At 55.5% G+C, this 16,619-nt stretch carries 14 protein-coding genes; 1 reads left to right on the forward strand and 13 read right to left on the reverse strand.

Annotation, left to right across the window (positions count from 1 at the left end):
- Positions 1–9: 9 nt before the first annotated feature.
- From J4772_RS20270 to J4772_RS20330, 13 genes are all read right to left on the reverse strand, one after another.
- Complete coding sequence (locus J4772_RS20270) at positions 10–780, reverse strand: SDR family oxidoreductase (protein WP_116062299.1); 771 nt, start codon at positions 778–780, stop codon at positions 10–12.
- Between the two features lie 33 nt (positions 781–813).
- Positions 814–1,524: a Cthe_2314 family HEPN domain-containing protein gene (locus tag J4772_RS20275; protein WP_209071154.1), complete on the reverse strand. Its 711-nt coding sequence runs from the start codon at positions 1,522–1,524 to the stop codon at positions 814–816.
- Positions 1,525–1,791: 267 nt separating this feature from the next.
- The gene (locus J4772_RS20280) at positions 1,792–2,742 is read right to left on the reverse strand and encodes a COX15/CtaA family protein (RefSeq protein ID WP_209071155.1); all 951 of its coding nucleotides are present in this window, start codon (positions 2,740–2,742) and stop codon (positions 1,792–1,794) included.
- Between the two features lie 147 nt (positions 2,743–2,889).
- Entirely contained in the window at positions 2,890–7,236 is a 4,347-nt protein-coding gene (locus tag J4772_RS20285; protein WP_209071156.1) for an S-layer homology domain-containing protein, read from the reverse strand.
- Between the two features lie 168 nt (positions 7,237–7,404).
- Positions 7,405–7,749, reverse strand: coding sequence for a thioredoxin family protein (locus J4772_RS20290; protein WP_209071157.1), 345 nt, complete (start codon positions 7,747–7,749; stop codon positions 7,405–7,407).
- A 34-nt stretch (positions 7,750–7,783) separates the two neighbouring features.
- Positions 7,784–9,334 carry a stalk domain-containing protein gene (locus tag J4772_RS20295; RefSeq protein WP_209071158.1) on the reverse strand — a complete coding sequence of 517 codons (1,551 nt, stop codon included), beginning with the start codon at positions 9,332–9,334 and terminating at the stop codon, positions 7,784–7,786.
- A gap of 71 nt (positions 9,335–9,405) precedes the next feature.
- Entirely contained in the window at positions 9,406–11,028 is a 1,623-nt protein-coding gene (locus tag J4772_RS20300) for a putative polysaccharide biosynthesis protein (protein WP_181917791.1), read from the reverse strand.
- Positions 11,029–11,055: 27 nt separating this feature from the next.
- Positions 11,056–11,541, reverse strand: a complete 486-nt coding sequence (locus J4772_RS20305; RefSeq protein ID WP_116062187.1) for a DUF456 domain-containing protein — start codon at positions 11,539–11,541, stop codon at positions 11,056–11,058.
- Between the two features lie 4 nt (positions 11,542–11,545).
- Positions 11,546–12,301, reverse strand: a complete 756-nt coding sequence (locus J4772_RS20310) for a Cof-type HAD-IIB family hydrolase (RefSeq protein ID WP_371822684.1) — start codon at positions 12,299–12,301, stop codon at positions 11,546–11,548.
- Between the two features lie 137 nt (positions 12,302–12,438).
- Complete coding sequence (locus tag J4772_RS20315; protein WP_209071159.1) at positions 12,439–13,323, reverse strand: metal ABC transporter permease; 885 nt, start codon at positions 13,321–13,323, stop codon at positions 12,439–12,441.
- On the reverse strand, positions 13,320–14,267 hold the full coding sequence (locus J4772_RS20320; RefSeq protein WP_209071160.1) for a metal ABC transporter permease: 948 nt from the start codon (positions 14,265–14,267) through the stop codon (positions 13,320–13,322). Before J4772_RS20320 ends, J4772_RS20315 begins: the two co-directional genes overlap by 4 nt.
- Positions 14,268–14,273: 6 nt before the next feature.
- Positions 14,274–15,062, reverse strand: a complete 789-nt coding sequence (locus J4772_RS20325) for a metal ABC transporter ATP-binding protein (protein WP_116062184.1) — start codon at positions 15,060–15,062, stop codon at positions 14,274–14,276.
- A gap of 16 nt (positions 15,063–15,078) precedes the next feature.
- Complete coding sequence (locus J4772_RS20330; RefSeq protein WP_116062183.1) at positions 15,079–16,029, reverse strand: metal ABC transporter solute-binding protein, Zn/Mn family; 951 nt, start codon at positions 16,027–16,029, stop codon at positions 15,079–15,081.
- 287 nt (positions 16,030–16,316) lie between these two features.
- Between J4772_RS20330 and J4772_RS20335 the strand changes: the two genes are divergently transcribed.
- Positions 16,317–16,574 carry a hypothetical protein gene (locus J4772_RS20335; protein ID WP_209071161.1) on the forward strand — a complete coding sequence of 86 codons (258 nt, stop codon included), beginning with the start codon at positions 16,317–16,319 and terminating at the stop codon, positions 16,572–16,574.
- Positions 16,575–16,619 lie beyond the last annotated feature (45 nt).

The raw sequence follows: 16,619 nt of genomic DNA on the forward strand, positions 1-16,619 counted from the left end.
GACCTTTTGTCATCGCTTCAGCATCGTGCGAATCGGGTCCAGTCCGCCAGACACGTCAATCGTATTGCCTGTGATGAAATCCGATTCCGGCATGCACAGGAATGCGATCATCCGCGCGACATCCTCGCCGCTTCCCGGCCTGCCCCGGGGCGATTCCTCGTCCATCAACCCGGCTACGTCGGCAATGCTCTTCTCCTTATTCTCGCCGCGGATATCTCCGGGACAGATCATGTTCACCGTAATTCCGCTAGCGGCTTCTTCCACTGCAAGCGTCTTCGTAAACGACACGAGCCCGACCTTGGCCGCCGCATAGACGGCTCGATGCGGCCAGGATCTCGCCTCCGAAGCATGGCCGAAGCCGAAATGAATAATTCGCCCCCACTGCCTGGCCCGCATCCCTGGCAGAACCCGATGATCCATTAGCATCGTGCCGACGAGATTACCGTTCATCAGGTCGTGAATGTCGTCCTTTGAATAGTCCGCGAACAGACGTCGCTCCCGAATAAACGGACCGGCGTTGTTAACGAGAATATCGACCTCGCCGAGCCTTCTCTCCGTCTCCGACACAAGGCGCTCCGAATCGTTGGCGATCGCGATGTTCGCTTGAATCGCGTACGCCTTGCGTCCCAAAGCCCCGATTTCTTCAACTAACCGTTCGGCTTCGTCCCGGCTGTTCACGTAATTGATCGCTACATCGCATCCATGGGCTGCCAGCTCCAGAGCGGTGCGTCGTCCCAAACCTTTGGCGCTGCCCGTGATCAGCGCGGTTTTGCCCAGCAGCTTCACGCGGTTCCCCTCCGTCCCGTTGTAGGCTTAATCCATGCGGCGCAAATACGCGCACGCATAGCGAAAAGCGACATGCAGCGAGCCTTGAACCATGGCCCAGCCCTGATCCAGATCCTCCATGTTGGCTCCCAAATTTTCGAGCGTTCTGCCTGCTCCGTTGTTCGCAAGGCTCTGAGCGAGATCGTCGCGCAGCTCCTCGTTCATCTGATGGATCTCGATGTTTCTGCGGCTGCGCAGACGGCTCATCGCGCCTTGGTGCCGTTCCTTGATTTCATTCAACGGCTTCACCAGCTCCCAATGAAGTCCGTTTTGTCTCATATTGCGCAGCATCGTAAAATACGAATAACGGGCTTTAATCCGCTCGGTTCGCAGCGCCAGCAGTTGATTCAACAGCGTGCCCAACTTGTCCAGCAAGGAAAAGTAACGGATATAAGCGTTTTTGTCGAAATAAACGTGGCGCTCGTAGTTCATTTTCTCTTCGGCCGTGAACTCGTCGAGCCGCCTATGGCTAATTTGCTGCGCGTATTTTTTGGCTGCGTAGCAGCTTTGCTCAAGCTCGTCCATCGAGCGCAGCAAACCTTCCGCCCAAATCGCGAAGGTGCGGTATTTCTTTGCTTCCTCCGGCCGAACGCGCGCAAGCTCGGAGCAGCGCCGGGCGAACGCTTCAATGGATCGGACCGTCTCTAGCGGCTTCCCCGACCATTCGCGCGGCCATTCTCCGAACAAAACTCTTAGCAATGGCTCTCCCCCCAGGGCGTGTCTGATACTTCGAAGGCAGCAGATTTTGCCGAAATTCCGTTCCATGCAAAGAACTTTTGTGGAGGCGTACCGGAGGTACGTCAAGCAAAAGTGAGAAGCAGGGAGTGAAAAGGCAGTGAAAGATGCCCCTGAGCGGGTTTTCTGACACGCCCTGGCATCGGCTAACCTTCCTGTCTCATTGTAACGCAAAAGAGACGGCTCGCTCAACCGAATCGCCGGTTTTGCGCCGTCCCTCGTACGAACAAGCTATCGTTTCATTGTCTGCCGCATTCGAATGGCTAACAACACCAGTACGCTGAACAGCGCCGAAATAATAACCGTATGCAGCAGCCCGGTAAATACGTAGGCGTCTTCGTTCGATAAAGTGAAGGAGAGCAGTCCTCCGCTAAAAATTTGCAGGACGACGAGAATAAGCGCCTTATTGCCGATGGAGGCCAGCTCCGAGCCGGCTCCGGCAGCTTTGCGAACGTAGAACACGACAATAGCAATAAGCACGAGCAGCAGCAGCGCGGCAATCCGGTGCGCGAACGCGACTGCAACCGACCCGGATAGCTCGGGCACGATCTCGCCGTTACATAGCGGCCATCCCTCGCACGCCCCTCCGGAGCTCGTATGGCGGATAAACGCGCCGAGGTAAACGACGCCGTAGCAATACACGATAACCGCGACTACGCCCTTGTACAGCCCTGTCGAGATTGACGCGGCAGCTGATGGCCGACGATGCTGCGAGGAGGGAACGGCTTGACCGCTTTGCTCAGCGGCTTGACGCTTGACGAGCTTGTACAGCAGCCAGGTGCAGGTGAAGGCGAATAGCGAAATGCCGAAATGGAGCGCCATAACGATCGAAGATTGCTCCCATTTGACCGCCATCGCGCCGAGAATCGCCTGCATAACTGTAAACAACAGCGCCCCGCCTGCATAAAGCAGGTTTTCGCGATGGCGCGCAGGCTTCCAGAAATGCGTTACCAAATAGGTCGCTCCGACGAGCAGCCCAACGATGCCGCTAATCATACGATGACTATATTCAACCATCGACTCCACCGTATAAGCTGGTACGAATTTGCCGTTACACAGTGGCCAATCCGTACCGCAGCCGCGGCCGGAATCGGTATTTGTCACGAGAACTCCCGCGATCAAAACGAGAAACATGCCGATGCAGGTCAACAGAGCAAGCAAACGATATCTTTGAAAGGTCATGCATATCCCCGATTTCATGTGAAAGTTGGCGCAATAGGCCTGTTTCCCATTATACCGAACCTCACATGTTAAAACCATGTTCATAATGTGAACATTAAGAGCCGAACGTCCGCATACGCGACTGTTCGGCTCTCTGGCGCTCTGTTGCTAGATCAGTTTTGAAGCTTTAAGCAAACGTTCGATTATGGAGGCAACCTCTGCCCTCGTCATGTCGTCGCGAGGAGCCAGTTCTGCGGCGCCTCTTCCGGTGACGATGCCGGTTTGAATACAGTCGGCAATGCCTGCCGCCGCCCAAGGAGATACTTTCGAAGCATCCTCATAAACGCCGAGAACGTCCTCCGGCTTCTTCGCTGCTGCGGACTTCAGACCTGTCCATTTCATTGCTTTGGCTAGAATACTCATAGCCTGTTCGCGCGAAATCGGATCATTCGGACGGAAGGTTCCGTCGGGAAATCCGGCGATCAGATCATATGCGACCGCCGTTTGTATGAGGCGGCTGTACCATACGCTCTTTGTGACATCCTCGAACGACGACTTCGACTCTTCTAGCGGCAAGCCCAGCCCACGCACGACAATCGCGGCAAACTCCGCGCGCGTAATTGAACGGTCGGGATGGAACAAGCCCTCGGAGTCGCCTTGCACGACCATACGGGAACCCATATTATTGACGGACGCTTTCGACCAATGAGATGCCACGTCCGCAAATGCAATAGGATTCCAGACTACCGCATAAGAACTATTCGTCAAGCTGTGAATTTGCGCGTAATCCTTACTCCCCACGCTTACGACCTTTGTCGGCACATGACGGATCTTACCGTCCGATTCAGCCACTACACCGGTCGTGATTCGGCTGGCCTCAACGCCGGCAGGAAGTGCAATCAGACGCTCCACATAATGCTCAAAGCTGTCGATTTCGATTTCTTTTCCGTTATAGGAAGCATAGACACGGAAAATCATCGGAGCGGCAACTAGCGTTGTTCCCGCCCTTTTCACCGCCTGCTCGATAGCGCTGGCTGCCTCCGCCGTCGGCTTGGCGATTTCCAAACCAACGCTGATTTGCTCTAGCGCACCTGCTGCCCCGAGCTGCTTTGAAATATCCGCTATGCCAATCCATTCGGCCGGCAATCGGTAGATGGCGTCCGCGGTCTGAATTTCAATCGTCGCTTGCCGTCTCGCCATGCTCTGCATAAGCCGTCCGTTAAAGTGGCTGTCCAGTACGTCCGTCTCCAGCTTGACCGGAACGGTAATTGTCGCACCGTTGCCTTCCTGCTCCAGCCGTTCCATAATTTTTCCTTCATCCACGGAGATTGCCGTCTTCTTCTGACCGTTAACATTCGTCACACTGGCCGTTCCAGCGCTTTCCGCCTTGCCGTTGACAAGCACGTCAATCCCTTCTTGCTTAGGAGAGATCGGGGCGGCCGGGACGGATGAAGACGACGGTGACGTTGGCTGCGCCGCCGTCTTGAACGACCAAGAAGCATTCAACAATCCTGCATGACCTACTCCGTATCCATCCTGAAAAGCGCCTGGCTGAATCGTAACATAATAATTGGTGGAATATTGCAATCGTTGCGGAAGGGTCATATTCACTCGTTCCCCGTTCACCGCCACTTTCGTCGTGTCGCCCGCATCGATCGTGTCCACAACGGAATGATCCGCGGTTTTTTTGATCATGATGGTTTTGCCCGCAACTGCCGTTACCGCTTTATCGAAGACAAGGGCCAATTGGGTATTTACCGGTACATTGGTTGCCTGAAGCGACGGCAAGTAAGTCACAACTTTCGGCTCAAGCGCCACGGTTACCGGGTTCGAGTAGGTAACCAGCGTCCTTGGGCTCGCTCCGGCATCCTCGTGGCTCTTATGCGTCAGCTTAATACGAACCTCGTAGGGCTGGTTGGAATCGAAGGGGAGAACGACCTCCTGCGTCGTGCCGTCCATTTCTTCGTTCAAGGCGCTCCAGTTCGTCTGACCGACCGCACGCTGCTCCAGTTCGATGGCTTCGGCGGCGTTCAGCACATCCCGGCTGAGGGAATCTGCGGGGAAACGAACTTTCGCCGAACCTTCCGCGATCTCTCCCAAAGCCAGGAACGGAGCGCGGTACCCTCCGAGCACGGGATAATACAACGTTTGATCCTCGGAGCTGGTCAGCTCCACTTCATCCGTCTGATCGAGCGATACCGATACATAGTCCTGCAGGTTCGCTTTTCTCAGCGCCTCGCCCATTGCAAAAGCGTCTTCGCTGTCGGCTAGCGAGATGCCGTTGACGGTAACCGCTCTGTTCGACGACCACGGCGTCCAAGTGAGCGTAACGTCGATTCCGCTTTCATTGTAAGCGAGTCGATTGTCCGAGATATTGTAGTTCGCCGCATAAAAGCCGATGACCGCAATACCTGCGCTGCTGAATGCGCGTTGGGTCGTGCTGTCGTAGCCGGTAATCGTATTGCCGGTAACGGCACCGTTGCCCCCGTACAGGTAGATGGCATACTCGTAACCGTCGGACTGCTTGAGCCGCTCCGGATAAATGGTGCCTGCGAACGTATTGCCGTTCAGCGCAACAGCGCCGGAGCGAATCGCTACCGCATTGCGAAACGCGTTGCTGGAATCGAAGTTGCTATTTGTAATTGAAGTGGACAATGCGCCCGGTTCCGCGTGAATGCCGAAGCTTAAATGATCTCCAGGAACGTTGTTGTTATGGAATCCTTTTAAGGTAACTTGATCAAGGCTTAGCGAGCCGTCGGTTTTGACGTTGATCACCGTAAAGAGCTCGTTATTGTCCGTATTCTCCAGCACGACGTTGTTTAACGTTAATGCACTCGCGCCCCCCTCTACAACGAGGAAGGTTTTTACGTTTGCGTAGTTGGCCAGCGACATGCTGTCGACCACAGCACCGTCGCTGCGAATGACCGTATCGGTCAATCCGCCGCCCGCTTTAATCGTCGCCCCTCTGCCGTCGATCGAAAGTGCACGATTGATTATGCCTCCGGCATACGTATATTGCTGCTGAGGCAGCAAATGAATGAGGCTGACGTGCGGATTGGACATATAAGCCGCAAATGCACCCGAATCGTTGGCTGTCACTTCAGCCCGGATTTCCGTTTCGAACTGCCAGCCGGCATGGCCCGAAATGCCCGTATTGGCGGTTCCTTGTCCATTCTTGAACGCGCCCGCTTCGAGCTCCACGTAATAAGAACTGCCGTATAGAAGCTCCGCATCAGGATTAACGACGATGTCGGTGTCATTCGCGACTTCGACCTTGCTCGCATCGGAAGTGCTGATCGTCTCGACAACGCCGTCGTCCCAAGTCTGCTTAATCGTAATTTGCTTGTTCGGCTCGATCGTGACCGCCTCGCCGAATTGCAGCACGAGGTTCGATTGCACGGCGACTCCCTGCTCGTTGTTGGAAGGCGACAATGTCGTTGGTGTTATGCCCGGAATGCTGGCTTTTAGCCATTCATCGTACCAGCGCAGTTCCGGATAGGTCGCATCTTGTCCAATTTTCCAGATTGCCGTAAAATTCCAGCCGGCAAAAGTCTCCTGCTTCTTCAGGTCCGCCGTAGCTTTTCCAGTACCCACAATGCCGGTTGCCTGATTCGATGTATCGCTATTCCAATAGCTCGTCGGCGCAATGGCACTGCCTTTTCCCATCAATGCTCCCGTGTCGGAGGTACCTGTGACGGGACCAACCGTCAAAGAATGGCCAATCATCCCCGTTGGGGCTCCGGACGCATCGACGCTGCTCCCCAGCATACCTCCTACAGAGCTTGTTCCATTAACCGCCATCTCCGAGAACGAATTTTCCACCGTAAGACCGTTGCCCAACGAACCCACGATGCCTCCCGCCTGATTGCTTCCGTTAAGCGCCCCTTTAGACCAGCTCTCGCTGATCTCATTATTGTTAATGCCGGCGATTCCTCCCAGCATCGCCCCTCCTGTGACCGTTACATCGACGTAAACCTGCCGGAGGCTACCCATATTTATTCCTGCGATTCCGCCCGACTGAGCGATCGTGCCTACGGCAGTAACGCTGCCTGTCACAATTACTCCTTCAACACTGCCGTTAGAATAAGTAATACCGGTGACTGCTCCAACCATATTGCTGCCGGTAACGGACGCGTTCTCGAAACGCACGTTTTTCACTTTTCCGCTCAGAGTCTTAATGAAACCAATCTGGCTCCCGCTGGAAAGATCAATCTTCATATTGGAAATCGTGCGATAATTGCCGTCGAACGTTCCGGTAAGCGATGGGATTGGCGTCCAATCCGTCCCGGACAAATCGATGTCCTGTGTCAGCTTATAGTGCTTCGATGCATCTTGGGCGATTGCCTCCAACTGATCTCTTGTTGCAATCAAATAGGGAGTGCCCTCCGTCCCGTCTCCACCCGCAAAGGTTATCTCGGCATAAGCCGTTCCGCTGCCCGCAGGAAGCCATGTCAAGCAGTTGCCGAGGACCAGCCCCCATACTAGCGCAATAATTGTCAATTTCTTCGTTCTCACGCTTCCAATCAATCCCCTCTCTGTTCGGCGTTTTTTCACCATGAATATACAAAAAGAGTATAGCGATCGACGCTTAACAAATCCTTAACAACCACTGACAGCAGAGGAGGTGAATAGCGCCCAAGAAAAAAAGAAAACCGCCCCATTAGGGACGGCTCAGGCTCTGGTTCAACCCGCAATCGCGCCGGATACTTCGACTGCCCGATCGAGAAACTGTTCGATCTCCTCGCGCGTCTTGCGCAGCTTGCTGACGAATCGGACCAACTCGCGGCCTTGGCGGAAAGCGATAAAGCTCGGAATGCCCAGTATGTTCAATTCGCCGCATAGATCCGGCAGATCGTCGCGGTCGATCTCGACAAGCGTCAGTCGATCCCCATACGCCGCTTCCACGTCATCGATAAACGGATTGATAAAATGGCAATCCTTGCACCAGGTCGTCTTAAACACCGCCACCGTTAACCGATCTTCGGCAATCTGCTCGCGAAAAGCTTGCTCGTTCTTTATTTTCAGCATGGTCCAACCCCTCCCTTTCTCCATTCCTATTTTCTTATAAATCGCGCGTGACTTCCATCATCTGCTCGTCGTAGTCTTCCCACTCGACTACCTCGTACTCGGCTCCAAGCAAGCCGAACAGATCGTCTGCCGAGATGTACGTCATATTCGCATCGTTCATGAGCGGATGAGCCAGCTTGACAGTTTCTCCGTTTACCGTCGCTTGGTCGGAATCTTTGCGCAAAATAATCGACTTGGCCGTCGGCCGGTCATAGAAACGAATCTCCATAGGTCCGTTCGATGGAACCTCCAGATTCGGACGAATGCCGAACTCGCCAAGCGTCTCGCGCAGCGGTACGAAAGCTGTGCCTTCCTCGTCCACGAAGAACGGAATGCCCCATTCGCTGCTGAGCGTAAAGCTTTGATCGTCGATCGCAAAATCGTTTTTCAACAGATCGTACACCACGGAATCGCTGTCGAACATTCTGACGAACCGGTAAGCGTCGTAGTTGTCCAACTCCTCAAGCTTAAGCGCGTTAACCGGCGTTTCGACGGCTGGAATTTCCACTTCGCGGTTTACGTTCCACATTTCGCTGCTTGCCCGAACTTTAATGCTGCGAATCGGGCTGTCTTCTTCCGCAAAAGCGGCCGGGGCAATAACCGCCTCCAGATTCGACTTGCGGATATGCAGCAATTCGTCCACGTACAGGTCGGTTTTCAGCGTAATGCCCTTATCGAAAATTTGCTTCCATTCCACTTCATGCTGCGCCTTCTTCAGATCTTCCAGCGCATCCTCCAGCTCAGGCAGCAAGGTCTCTACGGCAAAATTCGCCATCGCCTCAGCGTTGAGGCTCTCCGAGTCCCTCAGTCCGAGATCCAAATCCTCCTCCATCTCGTAGAGCCACTCGAATACCTGAACGACGGTCGCGCGGAAGCCTTCCTTGTCCTTGATCAGATTTTCGAGGTACAGGGGAAGCAGCTGCCCCAATTGCTCGCCGTTCAGCTCCGCGTGCACCTTGGTCAATTTGGTCGACTCGCCGTGAATCGTCTCGTTCACCTGATCGACGGTAATCACCGGAGGATTAGGCAGCCCCTTGATCAGGTACGAGCCGATGTTCTGGGCCAGCTTGCGCACCGATTCCATCATCGCCTGCCGGTCTTCTCCGCTCGGCAGCGCCATCGTTCCCAACTCGTCCTGCAGGGCGGACAGCTCGAGCACGAAAGGTCTCTTCGCTCCGTCAATGTCGATTCTAACGGCCTTCTCGTCTGCATGAAGCGTGAACGGAATGCTGCCCTTGCTCGTAACCAAATTTCCGGTTACCCATTGATTGCCCAATGCATCCGCTTTCGAGTGAACCAATTCCAGCTTCAGCTTGCGCAGCAGCTCAACCGCCTTCTTCGCCTTCTCGTCCTCCGAAGCGAGCAGCGCCTCGTTGACGTCCACTTCCAGCTCAAGAACGAGCGATTGCTCCTGCTTCTCAATGCTGAGCTGCTTGACCAGCATATCGTTCAGGTTAAGCCCCCCGACCGATTGACAGCCGACAATAACGGTCAGCAGCAGCACGCATACCGTCCATCCCCATCTTTTTAACGTCCTAATGTTCACGAATGAGTCCCTCCCATAAAATAGCTGAGGGCGCTTGCGAGCAAGCGCCCAACCTCATTTTATTTCGACGATCAGCCTCTTAATCCTGCCCGCAGTTTCATAAATGGCGCAAGAAGACGCCGTACTGCTTTGGGGTAGGTCGAAATCTCCGCCGCTGTGACGACTCCGAGATAGACGAGCAGCGCCGGATACAGCACGGCAAGCAAGCCTCCCATTACGCCGAAAGCAAGGAAAAACGCCAGTTTATCCGGAAGTCCGCCGCAGATCGCCAGAACGCCCCACTCCGCGAATCCGATCGCAGCCGCCACGATGACGACCGTGAGCAGGAACGGGAGCCAGCGCTTGCCGAGAAACTTGAAGCGCGAACGTTTCCTCAAGCTGAGCACGTTAAAAATAAGCGCCCAGATGAAGCACGCCGTCGTAGCCGCGATAATGCCGTAAACCCCGAAGAACGGAGCGAGCGCGAAGCTGAGGACGACTTTGATGAGGACGCCGGTGAGCGCGTGCATTGTCGCCTTTTTGGGCTCGGAGATGCCCAGCAGAATCGAGTTTGTTACCATCATTCCAATCTGGAAAATCGTACCTAGCGTCAGCATCGCCACCACCTGGCTGCCGATCGGCTTCTCGAACAGCAGTCCGTTCACGCTGAACGCACCGACGCCGAGCAGAAGCACGACGGGCATTCCGCTGAACAGCGCGATCCGAACCGCCAAGGAAGCCTGCTGGCCGACCTTGTCGGCGTCCTTCAGCGCATGAGCGGACGAAATATGCGGTATGATCGACTGGCTAAGCGCAACCGCCAGAATGATCGGGATGCCTGCGATCGATTGGGCGTTCATTCCGTACACGGCAGCCCAATGGTTGATCGTTTCCTGGTCGAAGTGTCCCACCGTAAGCGACTTAATCATAAAATTGTCCATCGTATACAGCAGCTGCACCGTAATCCCGGTCATGACGACAGGGATGGACAGGTTAAACAGCTCCTTGTAAATGGAGCGAAGCCGCAGTTGACGCGACGGATCCGCCTGTATGCGCGGCTCTAGTCGGTCGCTAGATTTCAGCTTGCGGGAATAATACAGCATCACGATAAAAGCGCCGATACTGCCGAATACGCTGCCAAAAGCGCCGCCGGCGGCAATGCCTTCCTCGTTGGTCGGATCGATCGCGTAGAATGCGTAAGCGATCACGACAGCCGCGACGACGCGCAAAATCTGCTCGATGATCTGCGAGATGCCCCCTGCAGTCACGAACTGCCGGCCTTGAAAATACCCCCGCATCATCGCGATCATCGGAAACAGCAGCAAAGACGGAGCGATCGCCCGGATTGCGGTCGCGGCTTCCGGCTCCTTCAGAATAGACGAAGCGATCACCGGGGCGATCAACCAGAGACCGATCGTAATGACGACGCCGGCGATTGCCCCAAACAGCATCGCCGCCCGGTACACCTGCTGCGCTTCGCGGACGCGCCCGACGGCATAGCGCCCGGAGACCATCTTGCTGACGGCGCTCGGAATGCCCGCCGTAGCCACGATCAGCAGCAGCAAATAAATCGAGTTTGCATTGTTGTAGTAAATATTGCCGAGATCGTCCATTAAATAATCGAGCGGAACCCGCTGGAAAATGCCGAGCGCCCGCGCCACAAGCGCAGCGGCCGCTAGAATAAGCGTGCTTTTGAGTAAAGTGTCTTTTTTCAAGGTAACCCTCTTCGCCATTCGATTAAATTAGTTGAAAATCAGCCAGACAATAAACAAAACGATCATTGCGCCTTGCAGCAGCACCTTGACGACAGTGCTCGTGAACAGCCCGACGAGCGAGCCCCAGCCGACCTTCAGCGCGCGGTTGAACTCCGAGCCATGGATCAGCTCTCCGAGTATGGCGCCCGCCAGCGGACCGATAATCAGCCCGAAGGCCGGAATGACGAACGGACCGACCAGAATGCCGATCGTGCTGCCGATGACCGAGGCTCGAGAGCCGCCGAACTTCTTGACTCCCCACGCGTTCACCATATAATCCGCCACGAACAGCACGACCACGATCAGCGTCTGGATAATCCAGAACCACCAGCCGAACGGCTCGAACGAGAAAAACCAGCCATAGACGAAAAACGCCGCGTAAATCGCCAAAGCTCCCGGCAAAATCGGGTAGATCGCCCCGGCCATACCGACGGCAAATAACGCTACGATCAGAACCCAGCCCAGAATATCCATCGCGTCACGTCCTCAAAACGTATTGTTGAATGACTTGAGCGACGCCGTCTTCTTCGTTCGTCCCCGTGATGACGTCGGCTACCATTTTCACCTCGTCCTGCGCGTTGCCCATCGCCACGCCAAGACCCGAAGCACGAATCGCGGCGATGTCGTTTAAGCTGTCGCCTACCGATACGATTTCGGACATGTCCAGACCCTTGAGCCGGCACAGCTCCATCAACCCCGACGCCTTCGAAACGCCCTGCGGATTAACCTCGATGTTGTTCGGCGAGGAATTGGTAATTTCCAGTCCGTCCCAAACGCCGATCTCCTTCAAAATTTCCCCCAGCAGCGAAAGCTCCTCCGAATAGTAGCCGAATTTCAGCCATACCTTGGAGGCCGGATCGTCAGTCCAGCCGTCCTTGTTAAAGAGACCTTCGGTCGAATACGCCCAAAACCAGACGTCCGGGTGCTTCAAAGCCACCTCGTGCAGACGGATTACTTTATCCGAATCAAGCGTCGTTCGCTTGTGCAGGCTATGAGGCTTGCTCCACACCTCTCCGCCGTTCACCGTTATCATCGGCGAATCCAGACCCAGCCGCTCGACGATCGGAATCGCGCCCTGGAAGCCTCTGCCCGTGGAGGCGCACACCGTCACGCCTGCATCGATCGCATGCTTGATCCATATCGCATTCATTTCGCTTACTTCGCCGCGCTCATTTAACAGCGTGCCGTCCAAATCCAACGCCAACAACCGATACTGTCTCATCTCGTATGCCACTTCTTCTATCCGCTCCCTAACGCTTTCTTTCTTCCATATAACGATCATTTTATCATAATTCGGCCCTCCAAAACGAATTAAAATAAGAGCCGCCCGGATCCGTCCTCAGACGGATAGGCAGCTCTCGTTCATCTAATTCAGTAAGCTTCGCGAGCCGTGGAGACGCGTTGTCGCAGTTTTCGTACGACAAACCCGTGCGATGGAGAAAACAGGAAGGCGAGCACGAACAATACGCCTGCCACGCACACCATACAGCCTGCAATCGATGCGTCCAGCGCAGCGGCGACATAATAACCGGCAATCGAGCTGATCACGCCGATGACCAGACTCAGTCCGATCATCGTGCCAAGACGATCCGTCAGCAAATAGGCGGTTGCCGGGGGTACGATCAGCAGGCCGACGACAAGGATCGCCCCGACGCTCTCGAAAGAGCTGACCGTCGCCATCGATACGAGCCCCATCAGCACGTAGTGGAACAGCGCAACCGGAATGCCGATTGCCGCCGCCAGCGCCGGATCGAACGCGCACAGCTTAAATTGCTTGTAAAACAACGTGATCAACGCCACGATAATAAACAGCGTGATGCCTAGCAGCCATACCGCTTTCGGTCCCAAGTCGACTCCGCCGATCGTAAGCGAGTTCCACTGCACGTAGGCGATTTCCCCGTACAGCACGCAATCCAGATCCAGATCGACATGCTGAGCGTTAAGGCTGACCAGCAGCACGCCCGCTGCGAACAGCGAGGTAAAGACGACTCCGATCGAAGCGTCGCTCTGCACGCCGCTCTGCTGGAACATTTGAATGAGAAACACGGTCAGGAAGCCGATGATCGCCGCTCCGAACAGCATGAAGAACGAATCTCTCGAGCCGCTGACCAGAAAAGCGATGACGATTCCCGGCAACACGGAATGGCTGATTGCGTCGCCTACGAGCGCCATCCGACGCAAAATGAGGAAGCAGCCCAGAATGCCGCAGCAAGCGGCAACCAAGGCGCCCGTTAGCATAATCCAAAATCCGCTCATGCCGACACCCCCCGTTCCTTCGCGGATGCGTTAACTCGCGCTCCCGCTTGCTTGGCGTTCTCCGCCGCCCATTCCCGCTTGGCGGAAGAACGACGGAGAAGCTTGGCGATTACGCCGCGGCGCGGTCCGAACAGCACGGAGCCGACGAATACAGCCGTCGCGGTCAGCACGCTTAGCGGTCCGGTCGGAAGCTGAGCCGTGCCGGCGCTGACCCAGGTGCCGATCGCGCCGCTCAGCGCGCCGAACAATCCGGACAGCACGGTCATGACGCCAAGCCGATCCGTCCAGTATCTGGCCGACACCGCCGGCGTAATCAGCAGCGCCGCGACGAGCACGACGCCAACCGCCTGAATGCCGACGACGACGGCAATCGTTACGAGCCAGAGCAGCAGCTGCTCCAGCGTCGCGACCGAGAAACCCAATCCCCGAGCATAGCCGGGATCGAAGCTGATCAGCTTGAATTCCTTGAAGAGCAACGCGCAGACGACGATTAGCACAATCGCGACGCTCGTCATCGTGTAGACGTCTTTAGATGTCATCGAAGCCGCCTGCCCGAACAGAAACTTGTCGAGCCCGCTCTGGTTGCCGTAAGAGCTGTGTTGGATTTGCGTCAACAGCACGATGCCGAGTCCGAAAAATACGGACAGCACGATGCCCATCGCCGCATCCTGCTTGATACGGGAAAATCGGGTGATCCAGCTGATGCCGACCGTGGCGATCATGCCGGCGACGATCGCTCCGATCATGAACAGCCCGACCGACTTGACTTCCGTCAGCATGAAGGCGATACAGATGCCGGGAAGAGCCGCATGCGCCAGCGTATCTCCGATCAGGCTTTGCTTGCGCAGATAGGCGAACGTTCCGACGACGCCCGTGCTAATCCCGAGCAAGATGCTGCCCAACAATATCCATTGCAAATTTGGATCCGTAAACAGATTAAGCATGGCCCGTCATCCCCTTCCTGCGATCAAGGCAGGCTCATCGACGCTGCCGCGGCTTTGGATAAAGGTCAGTCTGCCTCCGTAAGCCTTCTGGAGGTTCTCCTCCGTAAAGGTCGAAGCCGTGGGGCCGTAAGCGATGAGTTCGCCATTCAGCAGCATGACCGAGTCGAAGTATTGCTCCACGGTCGCTAGGTCGTGGTGTACGACCAGCACCGTCTTGCCCTGCCGCTTCAGCTCGTTCAGCAGTTGGATAATCGCCTTCTCCGTTGCGGCGTCCACCCCCGCGAACGGCTCATCCATGAAGTATAGCGTCGCATCTTGCGCCAGCGCCCGGGCGAGAAACACCCTTTGCTGCTGACCGCCGGACAGTTGGCTGATCTGTCTGCTCGCAAAGTCGGCCATTCCGACCTTCTCCAAGCATTCCATTCCGATCGCCTTTTCCTTCGCGCCGGGCCTCCGGAACAGGCCAAGCCTACCGTATCTACCCATCATTACAACATCCAATGCGTTCGTGGGAAAATCCCAATCGACCGACTCCCTCTGGGGCACGTAGCCGACGAGTTTTCTTTGCAATTTGTAAGGCTGTCCGTAGACGAGCGTCTCGCCGCTAAGCGATGGCTGCAAGCCCAGAATCGCTTTGATCAGCGTCGATTTGCCCGCTCCGTTAGGCCCGATAATGCCGATTAGCTCACCTTCAGTCGCTTCGAACGAAACGTTTCTCACGACCGGCTTCTTCTGATAGGCAACCGTTATATTCGTTACCGTTAACGGCGCAATGCCGGAATTATTCGCTGCCATGTTCTCTCTCCCCTTCCTAGCTCAACGCTTTGACAATCGTATCCACGTTATGCCGCACCATTCCGATGTATGTTCCTTCGGGGGTTCCGTCCTGGCCCATCGCGTCCGAGAACAGCTCTCCGCCGATCTTGACCTCGTGGCCGAGCTTCTTGGCTCCCTCGATAACCGCTTCGATCGATTTCTTCGGCACGCTCGACTCCACGAATACCGCTTTGATCTTGCGTTCCACCAGCATATCGCGCAGCGCGGTCACATCCTTGGAGCCGTATTCGGCCGCCGTGCTGATGCCCTGCAGGCCGACGACCTGAATATCGTACGCGTCTCCGAAGTACCCGAAGGCGTCGTGCGCAGTCACCATCACCCGTCCCTGCTCGGGAATCAAAGCGATCTGTTCTCTGGCGTAACGGTCCAATTCCTCCAACTTGGCGAGATAGGCCTCGGCCCGTTCGCGGTAGCCCGCCTCGTGCGCCGGATCGTTCTCGATCAACGTGTCGCGGATCGTCTCCGTCGCGCTCATCCACAGCCGTACATTAAACCAAACGTGAGGATCGTGCGTCCCGTCGCCCGTCTCTCGCAGCGACGATTCCGGAATATTTTTCGTCACCGGGACGACCGGTTTCTTCTTGCCCATCTTCTCGAAAATTTCCGTCATCTTTCCTTCCAGATGCAGTCCGCCGTATAAAATGATCTTCGCGTCCTCCAGCTTGGCGATATCTCCTTGCGACGCTTTGTATAAGTGCGGATCGACTCCCGGTCCCATTAGCCCGATTACTTCGACGCGGTCGCCTCCAACCTCCTTGGCGACGTCGCTGATCATTCCGATCGTGGTCGTGATATGCAGCTTCCCCTCGTCCTTGAACGCTCCCGAGCCTGCTCCGCAGCCGCTAACGACCGCAGCGACGGGGACAACCAAAAATAATAAAGTCATAATAAATCGTTTAATCGATGACGGCAAGCGTCTCTTCATTCTGCTCTCTCCTCCCGGTAAAACTCTCTTTGCCTTTAAACAACTGTTTTGCTAGTACGACGAATACTTTCCTCAGAGACTCTTTGTTTATATTATACAACTAAGTTTACCTAATGCAACATTTAAAATAAAAAAAACTGATAATGCCTGTTTCCATGCCTCACCCCATCTAACGGAGAAGGTGCATTACACCGGGCCATTCGATTAGCTCCAGTACCGGTAAACGTTGATTTAACTGGACCGCCCTTTACGGTCTCCCAGACCGTTACGCGGTCGAACTCGAGTGTTTGCCCGGCTCTTACGGTCTCCCAGACCGTTACGCGGTCGAACTCGAGCGTTTCGCCGGCTCTTACGGTCTCACAGACCGTTATGCGGTCGAACTCGAGCGTTTCGCCGGCTCTTACGGTCTCACAGACCGTTATGCGGTCGGACTCGAGCGTTTCGCCGGCTCTTACGGTCTCCCAGACCGTTACGCGGTCGAACTCGAGCGTTTCGCCGGCTCTTACGGTCTCACAGACCGTCCGAACAAGTTCGATCAGTTTTGATCAGGCGTAACCATGGCGATTGGCCAAAAAAAAGACAAACCGACG

The sequence above is a fragment of the Cohnella sp. LGH genome, assembly GCF_017671885.1.
GTDB lineage: Bacteria > Bacillota > Bacilli > Paenibacillales > Paenibacillaceae > Cohnella > Cohnella phaseoli.

Coding starts and splice junctions, on each gene's coding strand:
- J4772_RS20280 (WP_209071155.1), bottom strand. CDS start 2,742: ATGACCTTTCAAAGATATCGTTTGCTTGCTCTGTTGACCTGCATCGGC.
- J4772_RS20290 (WP_209071157.1), bottom strand. CDS start 7,749: ATGCTGAAAATAAAGAACGAGCAAGCTTTTCGCGAGCAGATTGCCGAA.
- J4772_RS20305 (WP_116062187.1), bottom strand. CDS start 11,541: ATGGATATTCTGGGCTGGGTTCTGATCGTAGCGTTATTTGCCGTCGGT.
- J4772_RS20315 (WP_209071159.1), bottom strand. CDS start 13,323: ATGAGCGGATTTTGGATTATGCTAACGGGCGCCTTGGTTGCCGCTTGC.
- J4772_RS20320 (WP_209071160.1), bottom strand. CDS start 14,267: ATGCTTAATCTGTTTACGGATCCAAATTTGCAATGGATATTGTTGGGC.
- J4772_RS20325 (WP_116062184.1), bottom strand. CDS start 15,062: ATGGCAGCGAATAATTCCGGCATTGCGCCGTTAACGGTAACGAATATA.
- J4772_RS20330 (WP_116062183.1), bottom strand. CDS start 16,029: ATGAAGAGACGCTTGCCGTCATCGATTAAACGATTTATTATGACTTTA.